Genomic DNA, 16,378 nt, shown 5'->3' with positions numbered 1-16,378 from the left:
TGACGTCCCGGCCGGCCGCCACGAGCGGCCGGCCGGGACTCCCGCTTCAGACGAGGTCGAACCGGTCGAGGTTCATGACCTTGTCCCAGGCCGTCACGAAGTCACGGACGAACTTCTCCCGCGCGTCCTCGGACGCGTAGACCTCTGAGATGGCCCGGAGCTGGGAGTTCGCACCGAACACGAGGTCCACGGCGGTGGCGGTCCACTTGGGTTCGCCCTCGCCGCCGGCGTCGCGTCCCTCGAACACGTTCTCGTCCGTGGCCGACGCCTTCCACTGCGTGCCCATGTCGAGCAGGTTGACGAAGAAGTCGTTGGTCAGCGTCTCCGGCCGGTCGGTGAACACACCGTGCGCGGCGCGCCCGAAGCCGGTGTTCAGGGCCCGCATACCGCCGACCAGCACTGTCATCTCGGGTGCCGTCAGGTTGAGCATGCTCGCCCGGTCCAGCAGCAGGGTCTCCGGCGACAGCTTCTCTCCCGCCGGGAGGTAGTTGCGGAATCCGTCGGCCCTCGGTTCGAGCACGGCGAAGGTCTCCACATCGGTCTGTTCCTGCGTGGCGTCCGTGCGCCCCGGCGCGAACGGGACCGTGACGTCGTGCCCGGCGTTCTTCGCGGCCTGTTCGACCGCCGCACACCCGCCCAGGACGATCAGGTCGGCGAGGGAAACCTTGGTCCCCCCGTCCTGGGAGCCGTTGAAGTCCTGCTGGATCCCTTCAAGGGCCCGCACCACCTCGGTCACCTCGGGCAGGTCGTTGACCTCCCAGTCCTTCTGCGGCGCGAGCCGGATCCGGGCGCCGTTGGCCCCGCCGCGCTTGTCGGTGCTGCGGAAGCTGGCCGCGGACGCCCAAGCCGTGGTGACCAGTTGGGAGACGGTCAGTCCCGAGGCGAGGATCCGGCCCTTGAGGGCGGCGACGTCCCCGGCCGAGACCAGCTCGTGGTCGACCGCGGGGAGGGGGTCCTGCCACAGCTGCGGTTCGGGGATCCACGGGCCGAGGTACCGCGAGATGGGCCCCATGTCGCGGTGCAGCAGCTTGTACCAGGCCTTGGCGAACGCCTCGGCGAGCTTGTCCGGGTTCTCGTGGAAGCTCTTCGAGATCGGCGCGTAGACCGGATCCACCTTCAGCGCGAGGTCCGTGGTCAGCATCATGGGGGCGTGCCGCTTTGCGGGATCGTGCGCGTCCGGCACCGTGCCCTGCGCCGCGGCGTCCTTGGGCGTCCACTGCTGCGCGCCGGCGGGGCTCCTCGTCAGCTCCCAGTCGTACGTGAACAGGTTGTCCAGATAGCCGTTGTCCCACTTCGTCGGCTCGGTCGTCCACGCGCCCTCGAGCCCGCTGGTGATCGTGTCGACGCCCCTGCCGCTGCCGTGCGAGTTGTGCCAGCCGAGGCCCTGTTGCTCCAGCGGGGCGGCCTCCGGCTCCGGACCGACGTACTCGGGGTCGACCGCACCGTGACACTTGCCGAACGTGTGGCCGCCGACGATGAGCGCGACGGTCTCCTCGTCGTTCATCGCCATGCGCCCGAACGTTTCACGAATGTCCCTGGCGGCGGCGATCGGATCCGGATTGCCGTTGGGGCCCTCGGGATTGACGTAGATCAAACCCATCTGCACCGCGCCGAAAGGACCGGTGAGTTCCCGGTCGCCGCTGTAGCGCTCGTCCCCGAGCCAGGTGTCCTCGGGGCCCCAGAAGACCTCCTCGGGCTCCCAGATGTCCTCCCGTCCGAAGCCGAATCCGAACGTCTTGAACCCCATTGATTCCATAGCGCAGTTGCCCGCGAAAACCAGAAGGTCGGCCCACGAGATCTTCCGGCCGTACTTCCGCTTGACCGGCCAGAGCAGACGGCGCGCCTTGTCCAGACTCGCGTTGTCCGGCCAGCTGTTGAGGGGGGCGAAGCGCTGCGCGCCGGAACCTCCGCCGCCGCGGCCGTCGGCGATGCGGTAGGTACCCGCGGCGTGCCAGCTCATCCGGATGAAGAGCGGCCCGTAGTGGCCGTAGTCGGCGGGCCACCACTCCTGCGAGGTCGTCATCACCTCGAAGACGTCCCGCTTCAGCGCGTCGACGTCCAGGGTCGCGAACTCTTCCGCGTAGTCGAAGCCCTCGCCCATCGGATTGGCCTGGGGCGAGTTCTGGTGGAGAACCTGGAGGTCCAGCTGATTCGGCCACCAGTCCCGGTTCGTCCTGGGACGAGTGGGCGCGGGGGTCGGGGAAGGGATTGCTGGGTTCTCGCTTTCGCTGCCGGACACGTCCGTCCTTCTTCCTGTCTCGGTGCTTCCAACTGCTGGCTGCTCGCTCTTGACGGCGTCCGTATGGTCGCGCACCGCGGACCGCGCGGCGGAGAGAACACGCAGGGCTTTCCCGCCCAACCGGCTTTCCCGGTTTCCGCCCGCGCGGGAAAGAGGGGATAAGGGGAAGGATCGTAGGATCATCGTTATCACGCAGGCGTTGTGGAAAGCCCCGCCCGCATCATCGCCGGGTAACCTGTAGCTCGCTTTTCGGGCCCGTGACAGGTCCGCCCACTTCCTTTGTCCCGCCGAGCCCGAACGGGTGAGCGAAATGAGTGACCTGCTGGAGCGGCTGCGGGGACGCGGCTGGCGCATGACGTCCCAGCGGCGTGTCGTCGCGGAGGTCCTCGACGGCGAGCACGTGCACCTCACCGCCGACGAGGTGCACGCCCGCGCGGCCCGGCGGCTGCCCGAGATCTCCCGGGCCAGCGTCTACAACACCCTGGGCGAGCTGGTTGTCCTCGGTGAGGTCGCGGAACTCTCCGCGCACGGGCGCGCCAAGCGCTACGACCCCAACGCGCACCACCCGCACCAGCACCTCGTGTGCTCCGGCTGCGGCCTCATCCGCGACGTCCACCCGACCGGCGACGCGCTGGCGGGCCTGCCGACGCAGGAGCATTTCGGCTTCGCGGTGTCCGACGTCGAGATCGTCTACCGCGGGCTGTGCCCCTCCTGCGCGGCCGGTCCGCCGCGCGCGTGACCCTGGTCCGCCGCGTGCGTGACCCTGGTCCGCCGCGCGTGACCACGGAGCGACGGCTACCACTCGGGGTGGACGTCGTGACTGTCGTAGCGATCGCCCGCGGCGCTGACCCAGGGCCGGAAGCGGCCGGGCCCGGTGCTGTCGTGGGCGTAGCTCACCGGCTCGCGGGTGTCGTCGGTCACGATGACGGCCCCGGCCCGCTGGGCACTGCGCAGCGCATGCGTCCAGTGACGGCCGCGGTGGCCGGTGCGGTAGTCGGGGATCTTGCACTGGGACATCTCTGGTCTCGCCGTCTGGGTCTCTTCACCGAATCCGGACAGGACGTATACCCCTTTCGGCCCGGTTCGAACGTGTGTGTCCGGGCGGCCGGCCGTGCCGTGCACCGCGCCCCTCTCGTGCCGGGCGCGCGATGGCCCCAGAGTGGTCGTTCGCACCTCCTCCGCATCCGACAGCACCACTCGACCCATGGAGTTCCGCCGTGGCCGCGACCTCCGCATCACCGGGAACGACACCCGCCGCCACCCCGCCAGCAGAACCGGGCGCCGTCCGGATCGAACGGGACGGCCCCGTCACCACGGTGATCCTCGACCGCCCGGGGGTCCGCAACGCGGTCGACGGCCCGACCGCGGCCCGGCTCGCCGAGGCCTTCCGCGCCTTCGAGGCGGACGAGGACGCGGCCGTCGCCGTCCTGTGGGGCGAGGGCGGTACGTTCTGCGCGGGCGCCGACCTGAAGGCCGTCGGGACCGACCGCGGCAACCGGGTGCGGGCCGAGGGCGACGGCCCCATGGGTCCCACGCGGATGGAGCTGAGCAAACCCGTGATCGCCGCGATCAGCGGGCACGCGGTGGCGGGCGGGCTCGAACTGGCCCTGTGGTGTGATCTGAGGGTGGCGGAGCAGGACGCGACCCTCGGTGTGTTCTGCCGTCGCTGGGGAGTGCCGCTGATCGACGGCGGTACGGTGCGGCTGCCCCGCCTGATCGGCGAGAGCCGCGCCATGGACCTGATCCTCACCGGCCGCCCCGTGACCGCCGCCGAGGCCCACGGGATCGGGCTCGTCAACCGCCTCGTACCGCCCGGGGAGGCCCGCACCGCGGCGGAACGCCTCGCGCACGAGATCGCCGGGTTCCCGCAGGCCTGCCTGCGCCACGACCGGCTCTCCGTACGACAACAGCACGGCCTGGGGGAGCGGGAGGCCCTGGCGGCCGAATACCGGCACGGCCTCGTTCCGCTCACCACCGGTGAGACCCAGGCCGGCGCCGACCGTTTCGCGGCCGGAGCGGGCCGCCACGGCTCGTTCACCGGCTGAGGTCGCCGGCCCACGCCCTTGGCCCGTGTCCGGGGGCATCATGGCCGTGTGAACGTGTCCCCGGCCGCCGACGGCGGAGCCGGCGTCCCCGGCGTCCCCGGCTTCCTGGGGGTGGCACCCACGCCCCGGACCGCCGTGGTGTGGCTTCCGCCGGCCGGACTGTGGCCGGCCGTCCAGAGCATCCGGGCGGAGCACGACCCCCAGATCCGCCGCTGGCCCCCGCACGTGAACCTTGTCTTCGGCTTCGTCCCGGAGGACGACTTCGACCTTGCCGCCCCGCTGCTGGCGGCCGCGGCCGCCGGCATCGAGCCGTTCGACATCCGGCTCGGCGGGGTGCGCGCGTTCCGGCACCGCGGCTACGCCACCGTGTGGCTGGACCCCGCCGCGGCCGGCCTCGCCCCGTGGACGGCGCTCCAGGAGAGCCTCGCGGAGCCCTTTCCGGCATGCCGCGGCCGGTTCCCCTCGTTCACCCCGCACCTCTCCCTCGGGCGTACCCGCGACCCCCGGGGCCTGGCCGCGCAATGCACGGCCCGCCTGGGCAGCACGGCGGCACGGGTGGACGAGGTCGTGCTGCTCTCCCGCCGCGGTGACGAGCCCATGCGGCCCCGTGCCACGATCGGCCTGGGCACGGGCACGACCACGTGGTCAGCGCGGTGACGCCGTCCCCCTGCTCTCGGGCAGAGCGTCACGCAGGCGCTCCAGGAGCGTCCGCGCGGCAGGGCTCGCGGGTCCGGTGGCCGGCCAGGCGAGGACGATACGGGCACGCAGGCCCGGCTCCACGATCCTCAGGGAGCGCAGCACACCGCCGGGACGGGGTCCCTCTTCCCCGAGGGGCATCACCGCGATGCCCAGCCCGCGGGCGGCGAGTTGCGCGAGGACCTGCGGGGACGCCGCCTCGAAGGCCACCCGGGGCCGGAACCCGGCCCGGGCGCAGCCCCGTTCGAGTGCCGCCCGTACGCCGGTACCGCGCGGCAGGCAGATCAGCGGCCGGCCGCGCAGCTCGGCCAGGGGAACCGTGGTGCGGCCGGCGGGGGCGAGCAGCGGGTCACCGGATGCGACGGCGGCGCCGAGCGGCACGTCGACGACCGTCCGGTGGGTGAGGCCGGGCGGGGGCTCTTCCCCCGTGGGTCCGAGGAGGGCGATGTCGATCTCGCCGGCCAGCAGCGCGGTCTGCATCCGCTCCGAGGTGTCCTCGGTCAGGGCGATCTCCAGGGCGGGGTGGGCGCCGTGGAACTCCGCGAGGAACGCGGCGACGTCGAAGGCACGGCCGGTCGCCCCGGAGACCAGTCCGAGCGTGACCCTGCCGCGCAGCAGCCCGGTGTGCTCGTCCACGGTCTGCCGCACCGCGTCCGCGGCGGCCAGCGCCGCCCGTGCGTACGGCAGGACGGCCCGGCCCACCTCGGTCGGCGTCACCGACCGACCGGACCGGTCGAGCAGCGGCTGCCCGAGCTCCTTCTCCAACTGGCGGATCTGGGCGCTGAGCCCGGGCTGGGCCAGATGCAGCCGGGCGGCGGCGCGGGTGAAACCGCCCTCCTCGACGACGGCGACGAGATAGCGCAGCTGGCGGAGTTCCATAACCGATGATTCTAGGCAGGAGCAGATCAATCTATTGGAGGTATGGCGGCGTTGGCCGCAGGCTGGATCACATGGCGAACACGACTTCTCACAAGGTGCGGAAGGCCCAGATCAGGGCTTTGATCGCGGCGGAACGCCACGAGTTGGCCGATCTGCTCGACGCCCTGCGGGACGACCAGTGGAACGAGCCCAGCCTTTGCGTGGGTTGGCGGGTCCGCGAGGTCGTGGCCCACATGTCGATGGGGTTCCGGCTCTCCCTGGCAGCGACCATGGGCGAACTCGCCAAGGCCCGCGGGAACCTGCACCGCATGACCGACCGGCTCGCGCGCAGGGACGCGGCCGCCCATTCGACGGCCGAGCTCTCGGCGTTCCTGCGGGACGGCGCCCACCACCCGTGGACGCCGCCGGTCGGCGGGTTCGCGGCGGCCCTCGGCCACGACGTGGTGCACGGACTGGACATCACGGTCGCCCTCGGCCTCGACCGGCGCGTCCCCGAGGACCGGCTGCGCGTCCTGCTCGCCGGGATCCGGCCCAGCGGCCTGCGGTTCTTCGGGGTCGACATGGACGGAGTACGGCTGTGCGCCGAGGACCTGGACTGGTCGTACGGCTCCGGCTCGCCCGTCCGGGGCACGGCGCAGGACCTGCTCCTGCTCGCCTTCGGCCGCCGGCTGCCGCCCGGCCGACTCCGCGGCGAAGCGGGCGCCCGCTTCACCGCGGCCTGAGTCATGCGGCCCGCCCCGGCCGTGGCCGCTGGTGCCGGGGCTCCGCCCCGGACCCCGCGCCTCAATCGCCGGCGGGGCTGGGTTCGGCTGCGCGTTCCGGGAGCGAGCCGGTCGGTCCGGGATCCGGGCACGGCGCGGGCCGGTCCGCCGAGCCGAGGAGACACTCCGGCGGGGCACCGCCCCACACCACCAGCCCCGCCGGCGATTGAGGCGCGGGGTCTGGGGCAGAGCCCCAGCACCCACCGGCCAGCCGCAGCCGAACCGCATGCGCGAAACCAGCCCGCCCGGCGCAAGGGCGGGCACCGGCTGGCGTCGCGTGAAACGGGGTCAGCCCTGAGGCGGCGGCGGGTTCCCCTGGTCGCGGCGCAACTGCTCCCTGAGCTTGTCCTGGGCGGTGTCGACCTGACCGCTGTACTTGTTCTGGGTCTTGCCGTCGACGTAGTCACCGGCCTTGTCGATGCCCTGGTCGGCCTGGCTCTCGTGACCGCGCAGCATCTGCTTGAGCTTGTCCATCACTGACATGACGGCCTCCTTTGCGTCCGTCCCCCACGGCAAGGGTTGCCGATGATCGCCCAGGCCGCATCTGCGAGGCTCTGACCTCAGCGAATACCGTCTCGACCCGCGCCGTCAGAGGTCCGCGCGGCTCGTTCCCCGGCGTACCGCACGGACGATCAGGCCGAGCAGGAAGGCCTGGAAGAGGTACGAGAAGGCCAGGATGCACCAGATGGTGGCGTCGGTCTGCGCCCACGATCCCATCGAGTTGACCACCGAGAGCAGTACGGCCCCGGTGGGGACGGCCAGCATCAGGGCGAACAGCCCGGCCGTCTGGTCGCCTCCGTCGCCGGCGCCTATCAGCAGCAGGAACGCGGCCAGGCCGAGGTACATCCCCGACAGCCAGTTGCCGAAGGTGACGACGGCGAAGGTGCGCACCGGTCCAGAACGCATGGAACTCCTCGTGATGCCCGGGTGGGACGGCCGTGTGGCCCTGATGATCACCATGGTGGGGCCGCCCCGCCTGGCGCGTCAGAGTACGCGTACTCAGCACAGGTACTCGGCACACGTACTCAGTGTGCGTACTGCGCACACGGCTCCGTCAGCAGCACTGCCAGGTCAGGGCCCCGGCGGGAGCGGGCTGTCATTGCGGGTGGCCGACGCGCTGCCAATGGGCGGGACACGGGGGTCCGCATGGAACGATCTCCGCATGACAGAGAGCATGAGCCCGTACATGTCCTCGGCGCGGGTCACCGTCCTGGGGGTGCAGCCCGGCGACCCGCCCTTCCGGATCGTCGAGATCGACGGGGAGGTGGTGCGTATGGCGACATCCATGACCGACGTGATCCTGGCTGCCGCGGACGCGGGGATCACCATCCACGACCTCGACGATCCGGACGCGGTCCGCTGGGTCGGCGGCGGAAAACTCACCTGGCGGCTGCACTAGGGAGTCGGACACCTCCTGGCGGCACCGGGGCCCCGGGGGGCCGTGCCGAGCGGCCGCGCCGTGCCGTCGCCCGCTTTCCAGGTCACGCACACCACCGAGAAAGGATCGGTGACCGGGGGGCGGTCGACGTGCACGCGCGCGTGCGCCGGCCACTGCCGGCCAGGCGGTGAACGCGAACGCGCCGCGAACGGGTGGTGGATCATTGCTGGATCAGGTGGCGCGTCCGTATCGGACCGCTTCGCTCCAGATCCGTTCCAGCCGTACGACCGTGCCGGGACGGGGAGCGTGCCAGATCCTGTCGTGGCCGGCGTAGATGCCGACGTGGGTCATGGTCGCTCCACTGGGGAAGAAGACCAGGTCCCCGGCCGTGCGATCGGCCTTGGGGATGTGGCGGGTGTGCTCGTACTGCTGGTCGGCCGTGCGCGGGAGGCGTTTGCCGGCCTTCTTGAAGGCGTAGAGGGTCAGGCCCGAGCAGTCGAAGCGTCTGGGGCCGGTGGCGCCGTAGGCGTACGGCGAGCCCTGTTTGGAGGCGGCCACCTCGACGGCTTTCGCGCCGTACGACGGTGTCGCGTGAGCCGGGTCCGTGTGGCCGGTCAATGCGCCGGCCGCGAGGAGCAGTATGAAGAAGACGGCGCGTGCTCTGGGGCAACAGCACATCGGAGAAGTGCCCTTCAGGGCCTTTCGGAAGTCGGTCCTGGAGCAGGACATCATGACACCTCCGCAATCGGTTGGCAGGCGACAAATCAGATCAGCGGCCTGGTCCTGTTCTCGGTGGCAGTCGTCTTGGCTCTGACGGCGGACCAGTTTTCCCGCACGCCCTGCCTCTGCCGCATCGGACACGAAATGATCTGTCCCGATTTTGCGTTCGATTGGGGATGATAGGAACCAATGACCATCACGCCGCCGCCGATGTGCTGAATCGGGACGCCGACAGGTATCGGCCCGCCGCCGAGCGGGCACGCAGCACGGGTGACCCCGACCGAACTGCTCCCGGCGCCGCCGCACGCCGCTGCCCGCCGGGCCCTGCTCGCCGGTTCGGCGGGCAACCTCGTCGAGTGGTACGAGTTCGGCGTCTACGGCTGCTTCGCCACCGTCATCGCGGCCAACTTCTTCACCCCGCACGCGGGAGCCCCCGGCGGCGGCTCCGGAGCGCTGGTCGCCACGTACGCCTCGTTCGCCCTCGCCTTCTTCTTCCGGCCCGTCGGCGCCCTGCTGTTCGGGCGGATCGGGGACCGTTTCGGCCGCCGCCCCGCCCTCGTGCTCGTCATCGGCCTCATGACGCTCGCCACCACCCTGATCGGGCTCCTTCCCACGCGCGCCGACATCGGCGCCGCCCCCTGGCTGCTCACGTTCCTGCGCGTGCTCCAAGGGCTCTCCGCCGGCGGGGAGTTCGGCGGCGCGGTGTCCTTGATGGCGGAGTACGCCCCGCCCGGCCGCCGCGGCCTGTACGGCGCGTGGCAGTCCTTCACCGTCGCCCTCGGCCTGCTGGCCGGCGCCGGAACGGCCGCCGCCCTGGCCGTGGTCCTGCCGGCCGAGGCGCTGTACGGGTGGGGGTGGCGCATCCCCTTCCTGCTGGCCCTGCCACTCGGAACGGTCGCGCTGTGGCTGCGCACCGCGCTGGAGGAACCTCCGGGCGCGCCCCCTGCCGGCCCGCCCGGCGCAACGGAGTCATCCGAGGCGGTCGAGCGAAGCGGCCCGACCGCCTTGGGCGAGCAGGCCCGTGCCGTCGTGCTCGGCATCGCACGGATCATGGGCTGGTCGGCGGCCGGCTACACCTTCCTCGTCGTGCTGCCGTCCCATCTGCAGTCCGCGCTCGGCGCGTCGTTCCGGGACGCCCTGCTGGCCACCACCCTGGTCAACCTCGGCTTCGCCGCGTCGATCCTGCCCGCCGGACTGCTCAGCGACCGCGTCGGGCGGCGCCCCGTCATGCTCGGCGGTGCGCTCGGGATCGCCGTACTCGCCCATCCCCTGATGCAGTTGCTCCAGTCGCCCGGGGCGTCCCCGCAGACCCGTGCCGCGGCCGTGGTCACGGCCGGGGCGCTGGTCGGCCTGCTCGCCGGTCCGGGGCCGGCCATGCTCGCCGAGATGTTCCCACGACGCGTCCGCTGCACCGGGCTCGGACTCTCCTACGCCCTCGCCAACGCCGTGTTCTCCGGCTGCGCGGGGCTCTTCATCACCGCGCTGACCGCCCGGACCGCAGACACCGCCGTCCCCGCCCACTACGCCGCCGGCGCCTGCGCCCTCAGCGCCGCCGCGCTGCTGACCCTGCGCGGCAACGACCACCGGGAGCCGCTGCGATGAGGGTGATCGGCGTGATGTCAGGGACCTCGTACGACGCCGTGGACGCCGCCGCCTGCGACCTCGACCACCGGCCGGAGGAGCGCGCGCTGCACCTCACCCCCCTGGGCATGGTCAGCGAGCCGTACCCGGCCGGCCTGCGGGCCGACCTCGAACGGGCCCTGCCCCCCGCCCCCACCGCACTCGCCGAGGTATGCCGTCTCGACACCCGCATCGGACAGGCCTTCGGGCGGCTCGCCGTCCGGGCCGACCGCGAACTGTGCCGAGGGCGGGCCCAGTTGGTCGCCTCGCACGGCCAGACCGTGTACCACTGGGCGGCGGACGGACAGGTCCACGGCACCCTCCAGCTCGGCGAACCGGCCTGGATCGCCGAGGCCACCGGCCGCCCGGTCGTCTCCGGCTTCCGCACGCGCGACGTCGCGGCCGGCGGACAGGGCGCACCGCTGGTCGGCCTGGTCGACCTGATGCTGCTGCGCGGCCGCCCCGGAGTGCCGGCCGCCCTGAACATCGGGGGGATCGCCAACGTCACCGTCGTGCCCCGGCACGCGGACCCCGTGGCCTTCGACACCGGCCCGGGCAACGCGCTGATCGACGCCGCGGTACGCGAACTGAGCTGCGGACGGCTCGCGTACGACGAGGACGGCGCGCTCGCCGCCGCCGGTCGCGTACACGAAGGCCTGCTGCGACAGTTGCTCACCGAGCCGTACTACCGGCTGCCCGAGCCGCGGACGACGGGCAAGGAACTGTTCCACCCGGGGTATCTCCGCTCCCACCTGGGGGAGTTCGGACAGCTTCCGCCGCAGGACGTCGTCGCCACGCTCACGCGCCTCACGGCCCGGACCGTTGCCGACGCTCTGCGGCGGCTGGGCGCCACCGAGGTCTTCGCCTCGGGAGGCGGGGTGCGCAATCCGACCCTGACGGCGATGCTCCGCGCCGAGCTGGCCGGTACGCGGCTGCGCGCCTCGGATGAGCTCGGGCTGCCCGCCGCGGCGAAGGAGGCGTACGCCTTCGCCGTACTCGGGTACCTCACCCTGCACGGCCTCCCTGGCAACGCGCCCGGCTGCACCGGGGCCGCCGGCCCCCGCCTCCTCGGGTCGATCACCCCGGGCAGCCGCCCGCTCCGGCTGCCCGCCCCGCCGCCCCTCGCCCCGCACTCCCTGTCCGTGCGAGCGGACGGTGTCAACGTGCCGGTGTGCGCGCTGCCATAGGGCCCTTCGACGATGCCGTGCCGGCTCCCGACTGCCTCGCGGCCGCCGAACGCGGCGGCGCGACCACTCTCGCTGCCTGCCTGGTGCCCTCCGCCGACCGGGCCGACGTCAACGGCGCCGTCCGGCGCCACCTGGGCGCGCGCCAGGTGTCCTTCCCGCCGATGGACACGGCCGTGGAAGCGACCGGCACGGAGTACGGCCGCATCACCCCGCTGGGCCTGGCGGACGGCTGGCCCGTTCTGGTGGATCCGGTGGTCGCGCACATGCCCTGCGTACTGGTCGGCAGCGGGCGCCGCCGCGGCAAACTGATCGCTCCGGGCACGCTGTTCGCGCAGCTCCCCGGCGCGGAACTCATCGACGGCCCCGCCCTCTGACGTCCCGGCCGGGGCCCGTCACCTGCCCACGATCTTGCGAACGTTCTCAATGCTGCCGCAGTCCGACGCCAGCAGCCTCTCCCGCTCCGCCAGGAACGCGGCACCCAGCTCCGCCCGGCGCTCGTCCGGGACGTTCTCCCTGGCGCCGTTGAGGATGGTCCGCTCCTCCTCGTCCAGGTGGTGGGAGACCGCCTTGACGAGGTCCTCCAGACGTTCGTCCCACTCGTCGGAGCCGACGTCGTCCACCTCCAGGAGCTTCAGCAGCGCCTCGTTGCCCTCGGCGTGCTCCTCCTCGCCGTGCTCCACCTCTTCGTCGTCGACGCCCCTGAAGCGCTTGAGCGCACCGTAGACCTTGGCCTCCTCGGCCTCACCGTGGGCGATGAGCAGCGCCGAGAACTGGTCCCGGGCCGCTTCGCGGTCGGCCTCGATGCTCCGCATCCGGCGGAACAGCTCCTCCATCGTCCGGTGGTCCTCGAGAATCACCGCGACCACGTCCTGGTCCTTGCCCTGGTCCGCCATTCCACACGCCTCCTCGATCGGGGTTCCGGTCAGGCGCTTGCTCGCTCGCCACGACCTGAAACATCCCAGTGGGAGCCGCTGTCAGCGGCGGAGCACCTTGCGGGACTGGTGGACAGCCCCGACGGGCCCCCGGGAGTCATCGCCGTCCTGCGCGACGCAGATCACACCGAGGTCTACCGCGCGGGTGTGGCCGACCTGGAGAGCGGCAGGCCGCCGAGCGTGACCGACCACATGCGCATCGCAAGCGTCGCGAAGGCCTTCAGCGGAGCGGTGGCCCTGAGCCTGGTCGACCGCGGCCGGCTGGACCTGGACGCCACCATCGGTGAGGTCCTGCCTGATCAGCCGGCCGCGTGGCACGAGGTGACGTCGCGTCAACTCCTCAACCACACCAGCGGACTGCCCGACTACTCGGCCTCCCGGGAGTTCATCGACATCGTCTCCGAGGACCCCCGCCACCACTTCGACTCCCGGCGCCTGCTGGAGTTCGCCGACGAGGACCTCGGATTCCGGCCGGGCAGCCGCTACCACTACTCCAACTCCGACAACATCGCCGTCGCCCTGATGGCCGAGGCCGTCACCGGACGACGGTACGAGACGCTGCTGCGCGAGCTCGTGTACCGGCCGCTGGGCCTGACCGCCACCAGCCTGCCCCAGGGCCACCGGCTGCCCGAGCCCTTCCTCCACGGCTACCGGATCGACCCGCAGGACGGGCCCGTCGACGTCAGCGAGGCCGTGAGCGCCTCCGGGGCCTGGGCGGCCGGAGGCATCGTCTCGACGCCGAGGGACCTCACCGCCTTCATCCGGGGCTACGCGGGCGGCGACCTCATCTCGGACCGCACCCGCCGCCAGCAGTTCAAGTTCATCCCCGGCGCGCTCTCCCAGCCCCCCGGCCCCGGCCGCACGGAGGCGGGCCCGGCGATCTACCGCTACACCACCCGCTGCGGAACGGTGTACGGCCACACCGGCAACACGCCCGGCTACACACAGCTCGCGGCGGCCCCGGCGGACGGCAGCCGCTCGCTGACCTTCACCATCACCACCCAGACGTCCCTGACCGACAACCCCGAACTGCTCGCGCGGGTCCGGGAGGTCCAGGAGGACTTCGTCTGCGCCCTGCTGCGAGACTGGCCGCCGCGCCCCCCCGAGAGCCGGCGGAGGCGCAGGGCCGCGCGGCCCTGCGCGCCCGCCACGGAGGCGGCGTAATCTGGTCGGGCCGCCACTGTGAGCGCGCGCCGGGTGTACGGGTGCGCGCACCCGTACACCCCGCCGCGAACGATCCAGGGAGGCGGCGAGTGACCGATCCGTTCGGCTTCCTCAGGATCCCGCGCGAGCCCGTCCCGGCCCGCCCCGTCGAGGAACGGCTCGGCGACTGGCGCGAGGTCCACGCGGGCCAGGCCCTGCTCCCGCTCGTCTCCCGGCAGGCCGACCGCTGCATGGACTGCGGAATCCCGTTCTGCCACACCGGCTGCCCCCTCGGGAACCTCATACCCGAGTGGAACGCGTACGCCGCCCACGGCGACTGGCGCGCGGCCTACGAGCGGCTGCACGCGACCAACAACTTCCCGGAGGTCACCGGACGGCTCTGCCCGGCGCCCTGTGAGGACGCCTGCGTCCTTACGATCAACGCGGACCCGGTGACCATCAAGAACGTCGAGCAGACGATCGCGGACGAGGGACTGCGGCGCGGCTACATGGGGCCGAGGCCGCCGGAGCGGCACAGCGGCAAGACCGTGGCGGTCGTAGGCTCCGGTCCGGCCGGACTGGCCGCCGCACAACAGCTGACCCGGGCCGGTCACGCCGTCACCGTCCACGAGCGGGCCGACCGCATCGGCGGCCTGCTGCGCTACGGCATCCCCGAGTTCAAGATGGAGAAGACCCACCTGGACCGCCGGATCGAGCAGATGCGCGCCGAGGGCACGGTGTTCGTCACGGGCCACGACGTCGGAACCGCGGCAGACGCCGATGCCCATGCCGATGCACATGCACATGCCGAAGTCGACGCCGCAGAGCTGCGCGGCCGGTGCGACGCCCTCGTCGTCGCGACAGGAGCCGGCGAGCGCAGGGAACTGCCCGTCCCCGGGCGCGGGCTCCACGGCATCCACCAGGCCATGGACTATCTGACCTGCGCCAACCGGATACAGGAGGGCGACCTTGTCGACTCGCCCGTCACCGCCGAAGGCAGGCACGTGGTCATCGTCGGAGGCGGCGACACCGGATCCGACTGCATGGGGACGGCGCTGCGGCAGGGCGCGGTGTCCGTGGTCCAGCTCGACATCAACCCGGAGCCCGGCCCGGGCCGCACCGACGCCGAGCCGTGGCCGGTGTATCCGAAGACGTACCGGATCTCCCACGCCCACGACGAGGCCCGCGGCCGCGAGGGCCGTGACCCCCGGCTGTTCGCCTGCGCCACCCTGCGCTTCGAGGGGGACGCCTCGGGCCGGGTACGGGCCCTGCACCTGACCGCCGTCGAGCCGGTGGGCCGCAGCCCGCTGGCGGGCAGCGAGCGGGTCCTGCCGGCCGGGCTGGTGCTGCTGGCGCTCGGCTTCTCCGGCCCCGAACGGGCGGGTGGCCTGCGCGAGCAGCTCGGCCTGGAACTCGACGAGCGCGGCAACTTCGCGCGGGACGCCGGCTTCGCGGCGCGCGGCGGGCGGGCGCCGGGGGTGTTCGTCGCGGGCGACGCGGGCCGGGGCCAGTCGCTCGTGGTCTGGGCCATCGCCGAAGGCCGTGCGGCGGCCGCCGCCGTGGACCGCTACCTCACCGGCTCGACGTGCCTGCCGGCCCCGGTCGCCGCGCACGACATGCCCATGTCGGCGCTCGGCCGCATGCGCTACGGGGACTTCTGAAAACGGCACGCCCTGGAAAACGGCACGCCCCGGCCGGCCCGAGGGGGCCGGCCGGAGCGCGGGTCACTGACGGCGGGGCGGCTGCCTCAGCCCGCGGCCAGGAGCGTGAGGGTGTCGATCACGCGGTTCGAGAAGCCCCACTCGTTGTCGTACCAGGCGACGACCTTGACGTGGCGGCCGTCGACGCGGGTGAGCTCCGAGTCGAAGATCGACGAGGCGGGGTTGCCGGTGATGTCGGACGACACCAGCGGGTCGTCCGAGTACTCCAGCACACCGGCCAGCGGGCCCTGCGCGGCGGCGCGGTACGCCTCGAGGATCTCCTCGCGCGTCACCTCGCGGGAGACGGTCGTGTTGAGCTCCACGATGGAGCCCACCGGTACCGGCACCCGGATCGAGTCGCCCTGCAGCTTGCCGTCGAGCTGCGGCAGCACCAGGCCGATCGCCTTCGCGGCGCCCGTGGAGGTCGGCACGATGTTGACGCCGGCGGCGCGGGCGCGGCGGGGGTCGCGGTGCGGGCCGTCCTGCAGGTTCTGCTCCTGCGTGTAGGCGTGCACCGTCGTCATGAAGCCGTGCTCGATGCCCGCGAGCTCGTCGAGAACCGCGGCCAGCGGGGCGAGCGCGTTGGTCGTGCACGACGCGTTCGAGACGATGGTGTGCACGGCCGGGTCGTAGGCGTCGGTGTTGACGCCGTACGCCAGCGTCACGTCGGCGCCGTCGGACGGCGCGCTGACCAGGACCTTCTTGGCCCCCGCCTTGAGGTGGGCGCGGGCGGCGCCGGCCGACGTGAAGCGGCCGGTGGCCTCCAGCACAATGTCGACGCCGAGCTCGGCCCAGGGCAGCTGCTCCGGCTCCCGCTCGGCCAGCACCGTGATGCGGCGGCCGTCGACGACCAGGGTGTTCCCGTCGACGGTCACCGGGCGGCCGAGCCGGCCGGAGGTGCTGTCGTACGCGAGGAGCCGCGCGAGGGCCTTCGGCTCGGTGAGGTCGTTGACGGCGACGACCTCGAGGTCGCTTTCGCGCTCGAGCAGCGCGCGCAGCACGTTGCGTCCGATGCGGCCGAATCCGTTGATGGCGATGCGAGTCATGAGCGAGTCCCTTTCGTTCGCCATCAGGTTCG

The 16,378-nt window shown here is 72.4% G+C and carries 18 protein-coding genes; 10 read left to right on the top strand and 8 right to left on the bottom strand.

Going from position 1 to position 16,378, the window contains the following annotated elements; all coding sequences use genetic code 11:
- Positions 1 to 46 precede the first annotated feature (46 nt).
- Entirely contained in the window at positions 47 to 2,239 is a 2,193-nt protein-coding gene (gene katG / locus ACZ3X1_RS00885; protein WP_467275378.1) for a catalase/peroxidase HPI, read from the bottom strand.
- A gap of 310 nt (positions 2,240 to 2,549) precedes the next feature.
- Between katG and ACZ3X1_RS00880 the strand changes: the two genes are divergently transcribed.
- Positions 2,550 to 2,978: a Fur family transcriptional regulator gene (locus tag ACZ3X1_RS00880; protein WP_467275376.1), complete on the top strand. Its 429-nt coding sequence runs from the start codon at positions 2,550 to 2,552 to the stop codon at positions 2,976 to 2,978.
- Positions 2,979 to 3,034: 56 nt separating this feature from the next.
- Here the strand turns inward: ACZ3X1_RS00880 and ACZ3X1_RS00875 are convergent, their stop codons facing one another.
- Positions 3,035 to 3,256, bottom strand: a complete 222-nt coding sequence (locus tag ACZ3X1_RS00875; protein WP_467275374.1) for a hypothetical protein — start codon at positions 3,254 to 3,256, stop codon at positions 3,035 to 3,037.
- A 272-nt stretch (positions 3,257 to 3,528) separates the two neighbouring features.
- Between ACZ3X1_RS00875 and ACZ3X1_RS00870 the strand changes: the two genes are divergently transcribed.
- On the top strand, positions 3,529 to 4,284 hold the full coding sequence (locus tag ACZ3X1_RS00870; protein WP_467276261.1) for a crotonase/enoyl-CoA hydratase family protein: 756 nt from the start codon (positions 3,529 to 3,531) through the stop codon (positions 4,282 to 4,284).
- Between the two features lie 48 nt (positions 4,285 to 4,332).
- Positions 4,333 to 4,941, top strand: coding sequence for a 2'-5' RNA ligase family protein (locus ACZ3X1_RS00865; protein WP_467275373.1), 609 nt, complete (start codon positions 4,333 to 4,335; stop codon positions 4,939 to 4,941).
- Here the strand turns inward: ACZ3X1_RS00865 and ACZ3X1_RS00860 are convergent.
- Positions 4,930 to 5,859: a LysR family transcriptional regulator gene (locus tag ACZ3X1_RS00860; RefSeq protein ID WP_467275371.1), complete on the bottom strand. Its 930-nt coding sequence runs from the start codon at positions 5,857 to 5,859 to the stop codon at positions 4,930 to 4,932. The two genes, ACZ3X1_RS00865 and ACZ3X1_RS00860, sit on opposite strands and share 12 nt — an antisense overlap.
- Before the next feature lie 71 nt (positions 5,860 to 5,930).
- On the opposite strand from ACZ3X1_RS00860, the gene ACZ3X1_RS00855 reads away from it, so the two are divergent.
- A complete protein-coding gene (locus tag ACZ3X1_RS00855) occupies positions 5,931 to 6,581 on the top strand; it encodes a maleylpyruvate isomerase family mycothiol-dependent enzyme (RefSeq protein WP_362631804.1) in 651 nt (216 codons plus the stop codon).
- 327 nt (positions 6,582 to 6,908) lie between these two features.
- Here ACZ3X1_RS00855 and ACZ3X1_RS00850 read toward each other — a convergent pair whose 3' ends face one another.
- Together ACZ3X1_RS00850 and ACZ3X1_RS00845 are read right to left on the bottom strand one after the other, a co-directional pair.
- Positions 6,909 to 7,103, bottom strand: a complete 195-nt coding sequence (locus ACZ3X1_RS00850; protein WP_362629590.1) for an antitoxin — start codon at positions 7,101 to 7,103, stop codon at positions 6,909 to 6,911.
- 105 nt (positions 7,104 to 7,208) lie between these two features.
- Positions 7,209 to 7,526 (bottom strand): SCO4225 family membrane protein, encoded by a 318-nt coding sequence (locus ACZ3X1_RS00845; protein WP_390074435.1) that lies wholly within the window; start codon positions 7,524 to 7,526, stop codon positions 7,209 to 7,211.
- A gap of 256 nt (positions 7,527 to 7,782) precedes the next feature.
- Between ACZ3X1_RS00845 and ACZ3X1_RS00840 the strand changes: the two genes are divergently transcribed.
- Complete coding sequence (locus tag ACZ3X1_RS00840; protein ID WP_030036182.1) at positions 7,783 to 8,019, top strand: hypothetical protein; 237 nt, start codon at positions 7,783 to 7,785, stop codon at positions 8,017 to 8,019.
- 210 nt (positions 8,020 to 8,229) lie between these two features.
- Here the strand turns inward: ACZ3X1_RS00840 and ACZ3X1_RS00835 are convergent, their stop codons facing one another.
- A complete protein-coding gene (locus ACZ3X1_RS00835; protein WP_390074437.1) occupies positions 8,230 to 8,676 on the bottom strand; it encodes a C40 family peptidase in 447 nt (148 codons plus the stop codon).
- 312 nt (positions 8,677 to 8,988) lie between these two features.
- Here ACZ3X1_RS00835 and ACZ3X1_RS00830 point away from each other — a divergent pair, with 312 nt between their 5' ends.
- From ACZ3X1_RS00830 to ACZ3X1_RS00820, 3 genes are read left to right on the top strand one after another with little or no spacing between them, the layout of a single operon-like run.
- Positions 8,989 to 10,320: an MFS transporter gene (locus ACZ3X1_RS00830; RefSeq protein WP_467275365.1), complete on the top strand. Its 1,332-nt coding sequence runs from the start codon at positions 8,989 to 8,991 to the stop codon at positions 10,318 to 10,320.
- The gene (locus ACZ3X1_RS00825) at positions 10,317 to 11,525 is read left to right on the top strand and encodes an anhydro-N-acetylmuramic acid kinase (protein ID WP_467275363.1); all 1,209 of its coding nucleotides are present in this window, start codon (positions 10,317 to 10,319) and stop codon (positions 11,523 to 11,525) included. Before ACZ3X1_RS00830 ends, ACZ3X1_RS00825 begins: the two co-directional genes overlap by 4 nt.
- Positions 11,510 to 11,899, top strand: coding sequence for a YbaK/EbsC family protein (locus ACZ3X1_RS00820; RefSeq protein WP_467275361.1), 390 nt, complete (start codon positions 11,510 to 11,512; stop codon positions 11,897 to 11,899). Before ACZ3X1_RS00825 ends, ACZ3X1_RS00820 begins: the two co-directional genes overlap by 16 nt.
- Positions 11,900 to 11,917: 18 nt before the next feature.
- Here ACZ3X1_RS00820 and ACZ3X1_RS00815 read toward each other — a convergent pair whose 3' ends face one another.
- The gene (locus ACZ3X1_RS00815; RefSeq protein WP_356812940.1) at positions 11,918 to 12,418 is read right to left on the bottom strand and encodes a hemerythrin domain-containing protein; all 501 of its coding nucleotides are present in this window, start codon (positions 12,416 to 12,418) and stop codon (positions 11,918 to 11,920) included.
- A gap of 78 nt (positions 12,419 to 12,496) precedes the next feature.
- Between ACZ3X1_RS00815 and ACZ3X1_RS00810 the strand changes: the two genes are divergently transcribed.
- Complete coding sequence (locus ACZ3X1_RS00810) at positions 12,497 to 13,621, top strand: serine hydrolase domain-containing protein (protein ID WP_467276255.1); 1,125 nt, start codon at positions 12,497 to 12,499, stop codon at positions 13,619 to 13,621.
- Positions 13,622 to 13,710: 89 nt separating this feature from the next.
- Entirely contained in the window at positions 13,711 to 15,261 is a 1,551-nt protein-coding gene (locus tag ACZ3X1_RS00805; protein ID WP_467275358.1) for a glutamate synthase subunit beta, read from the top strand.
- 86 nt (positions 15,262 to 15,347) lie between these two features.
- Here the strand turns inward: ACZ3X1_RS00805 and gap are convergent, their stop codons facing one another.
- Positions 15,348 to 16,346 (bottom strand): type I glyceraldehyde-3-phosphate dehydrogenase, encoded by a 999-nt coding sequence (gene gap / locus ACZ3X1_RS00800; protein WP_356812938.1) that lies wholly within the window; start codon positions 16,344 to 16,346, stop codon positions 15,348 to 15,350.
- Positions 16,347 to 16,378 lie beyond the last annotated feature (32 nt).

Source organism: Streptomyces sp. NPDC023541 (genome assembly GCF_055559995.1).
This window is presented reverse-complemented; position numbering and strand designations above follow the sequence as displayed.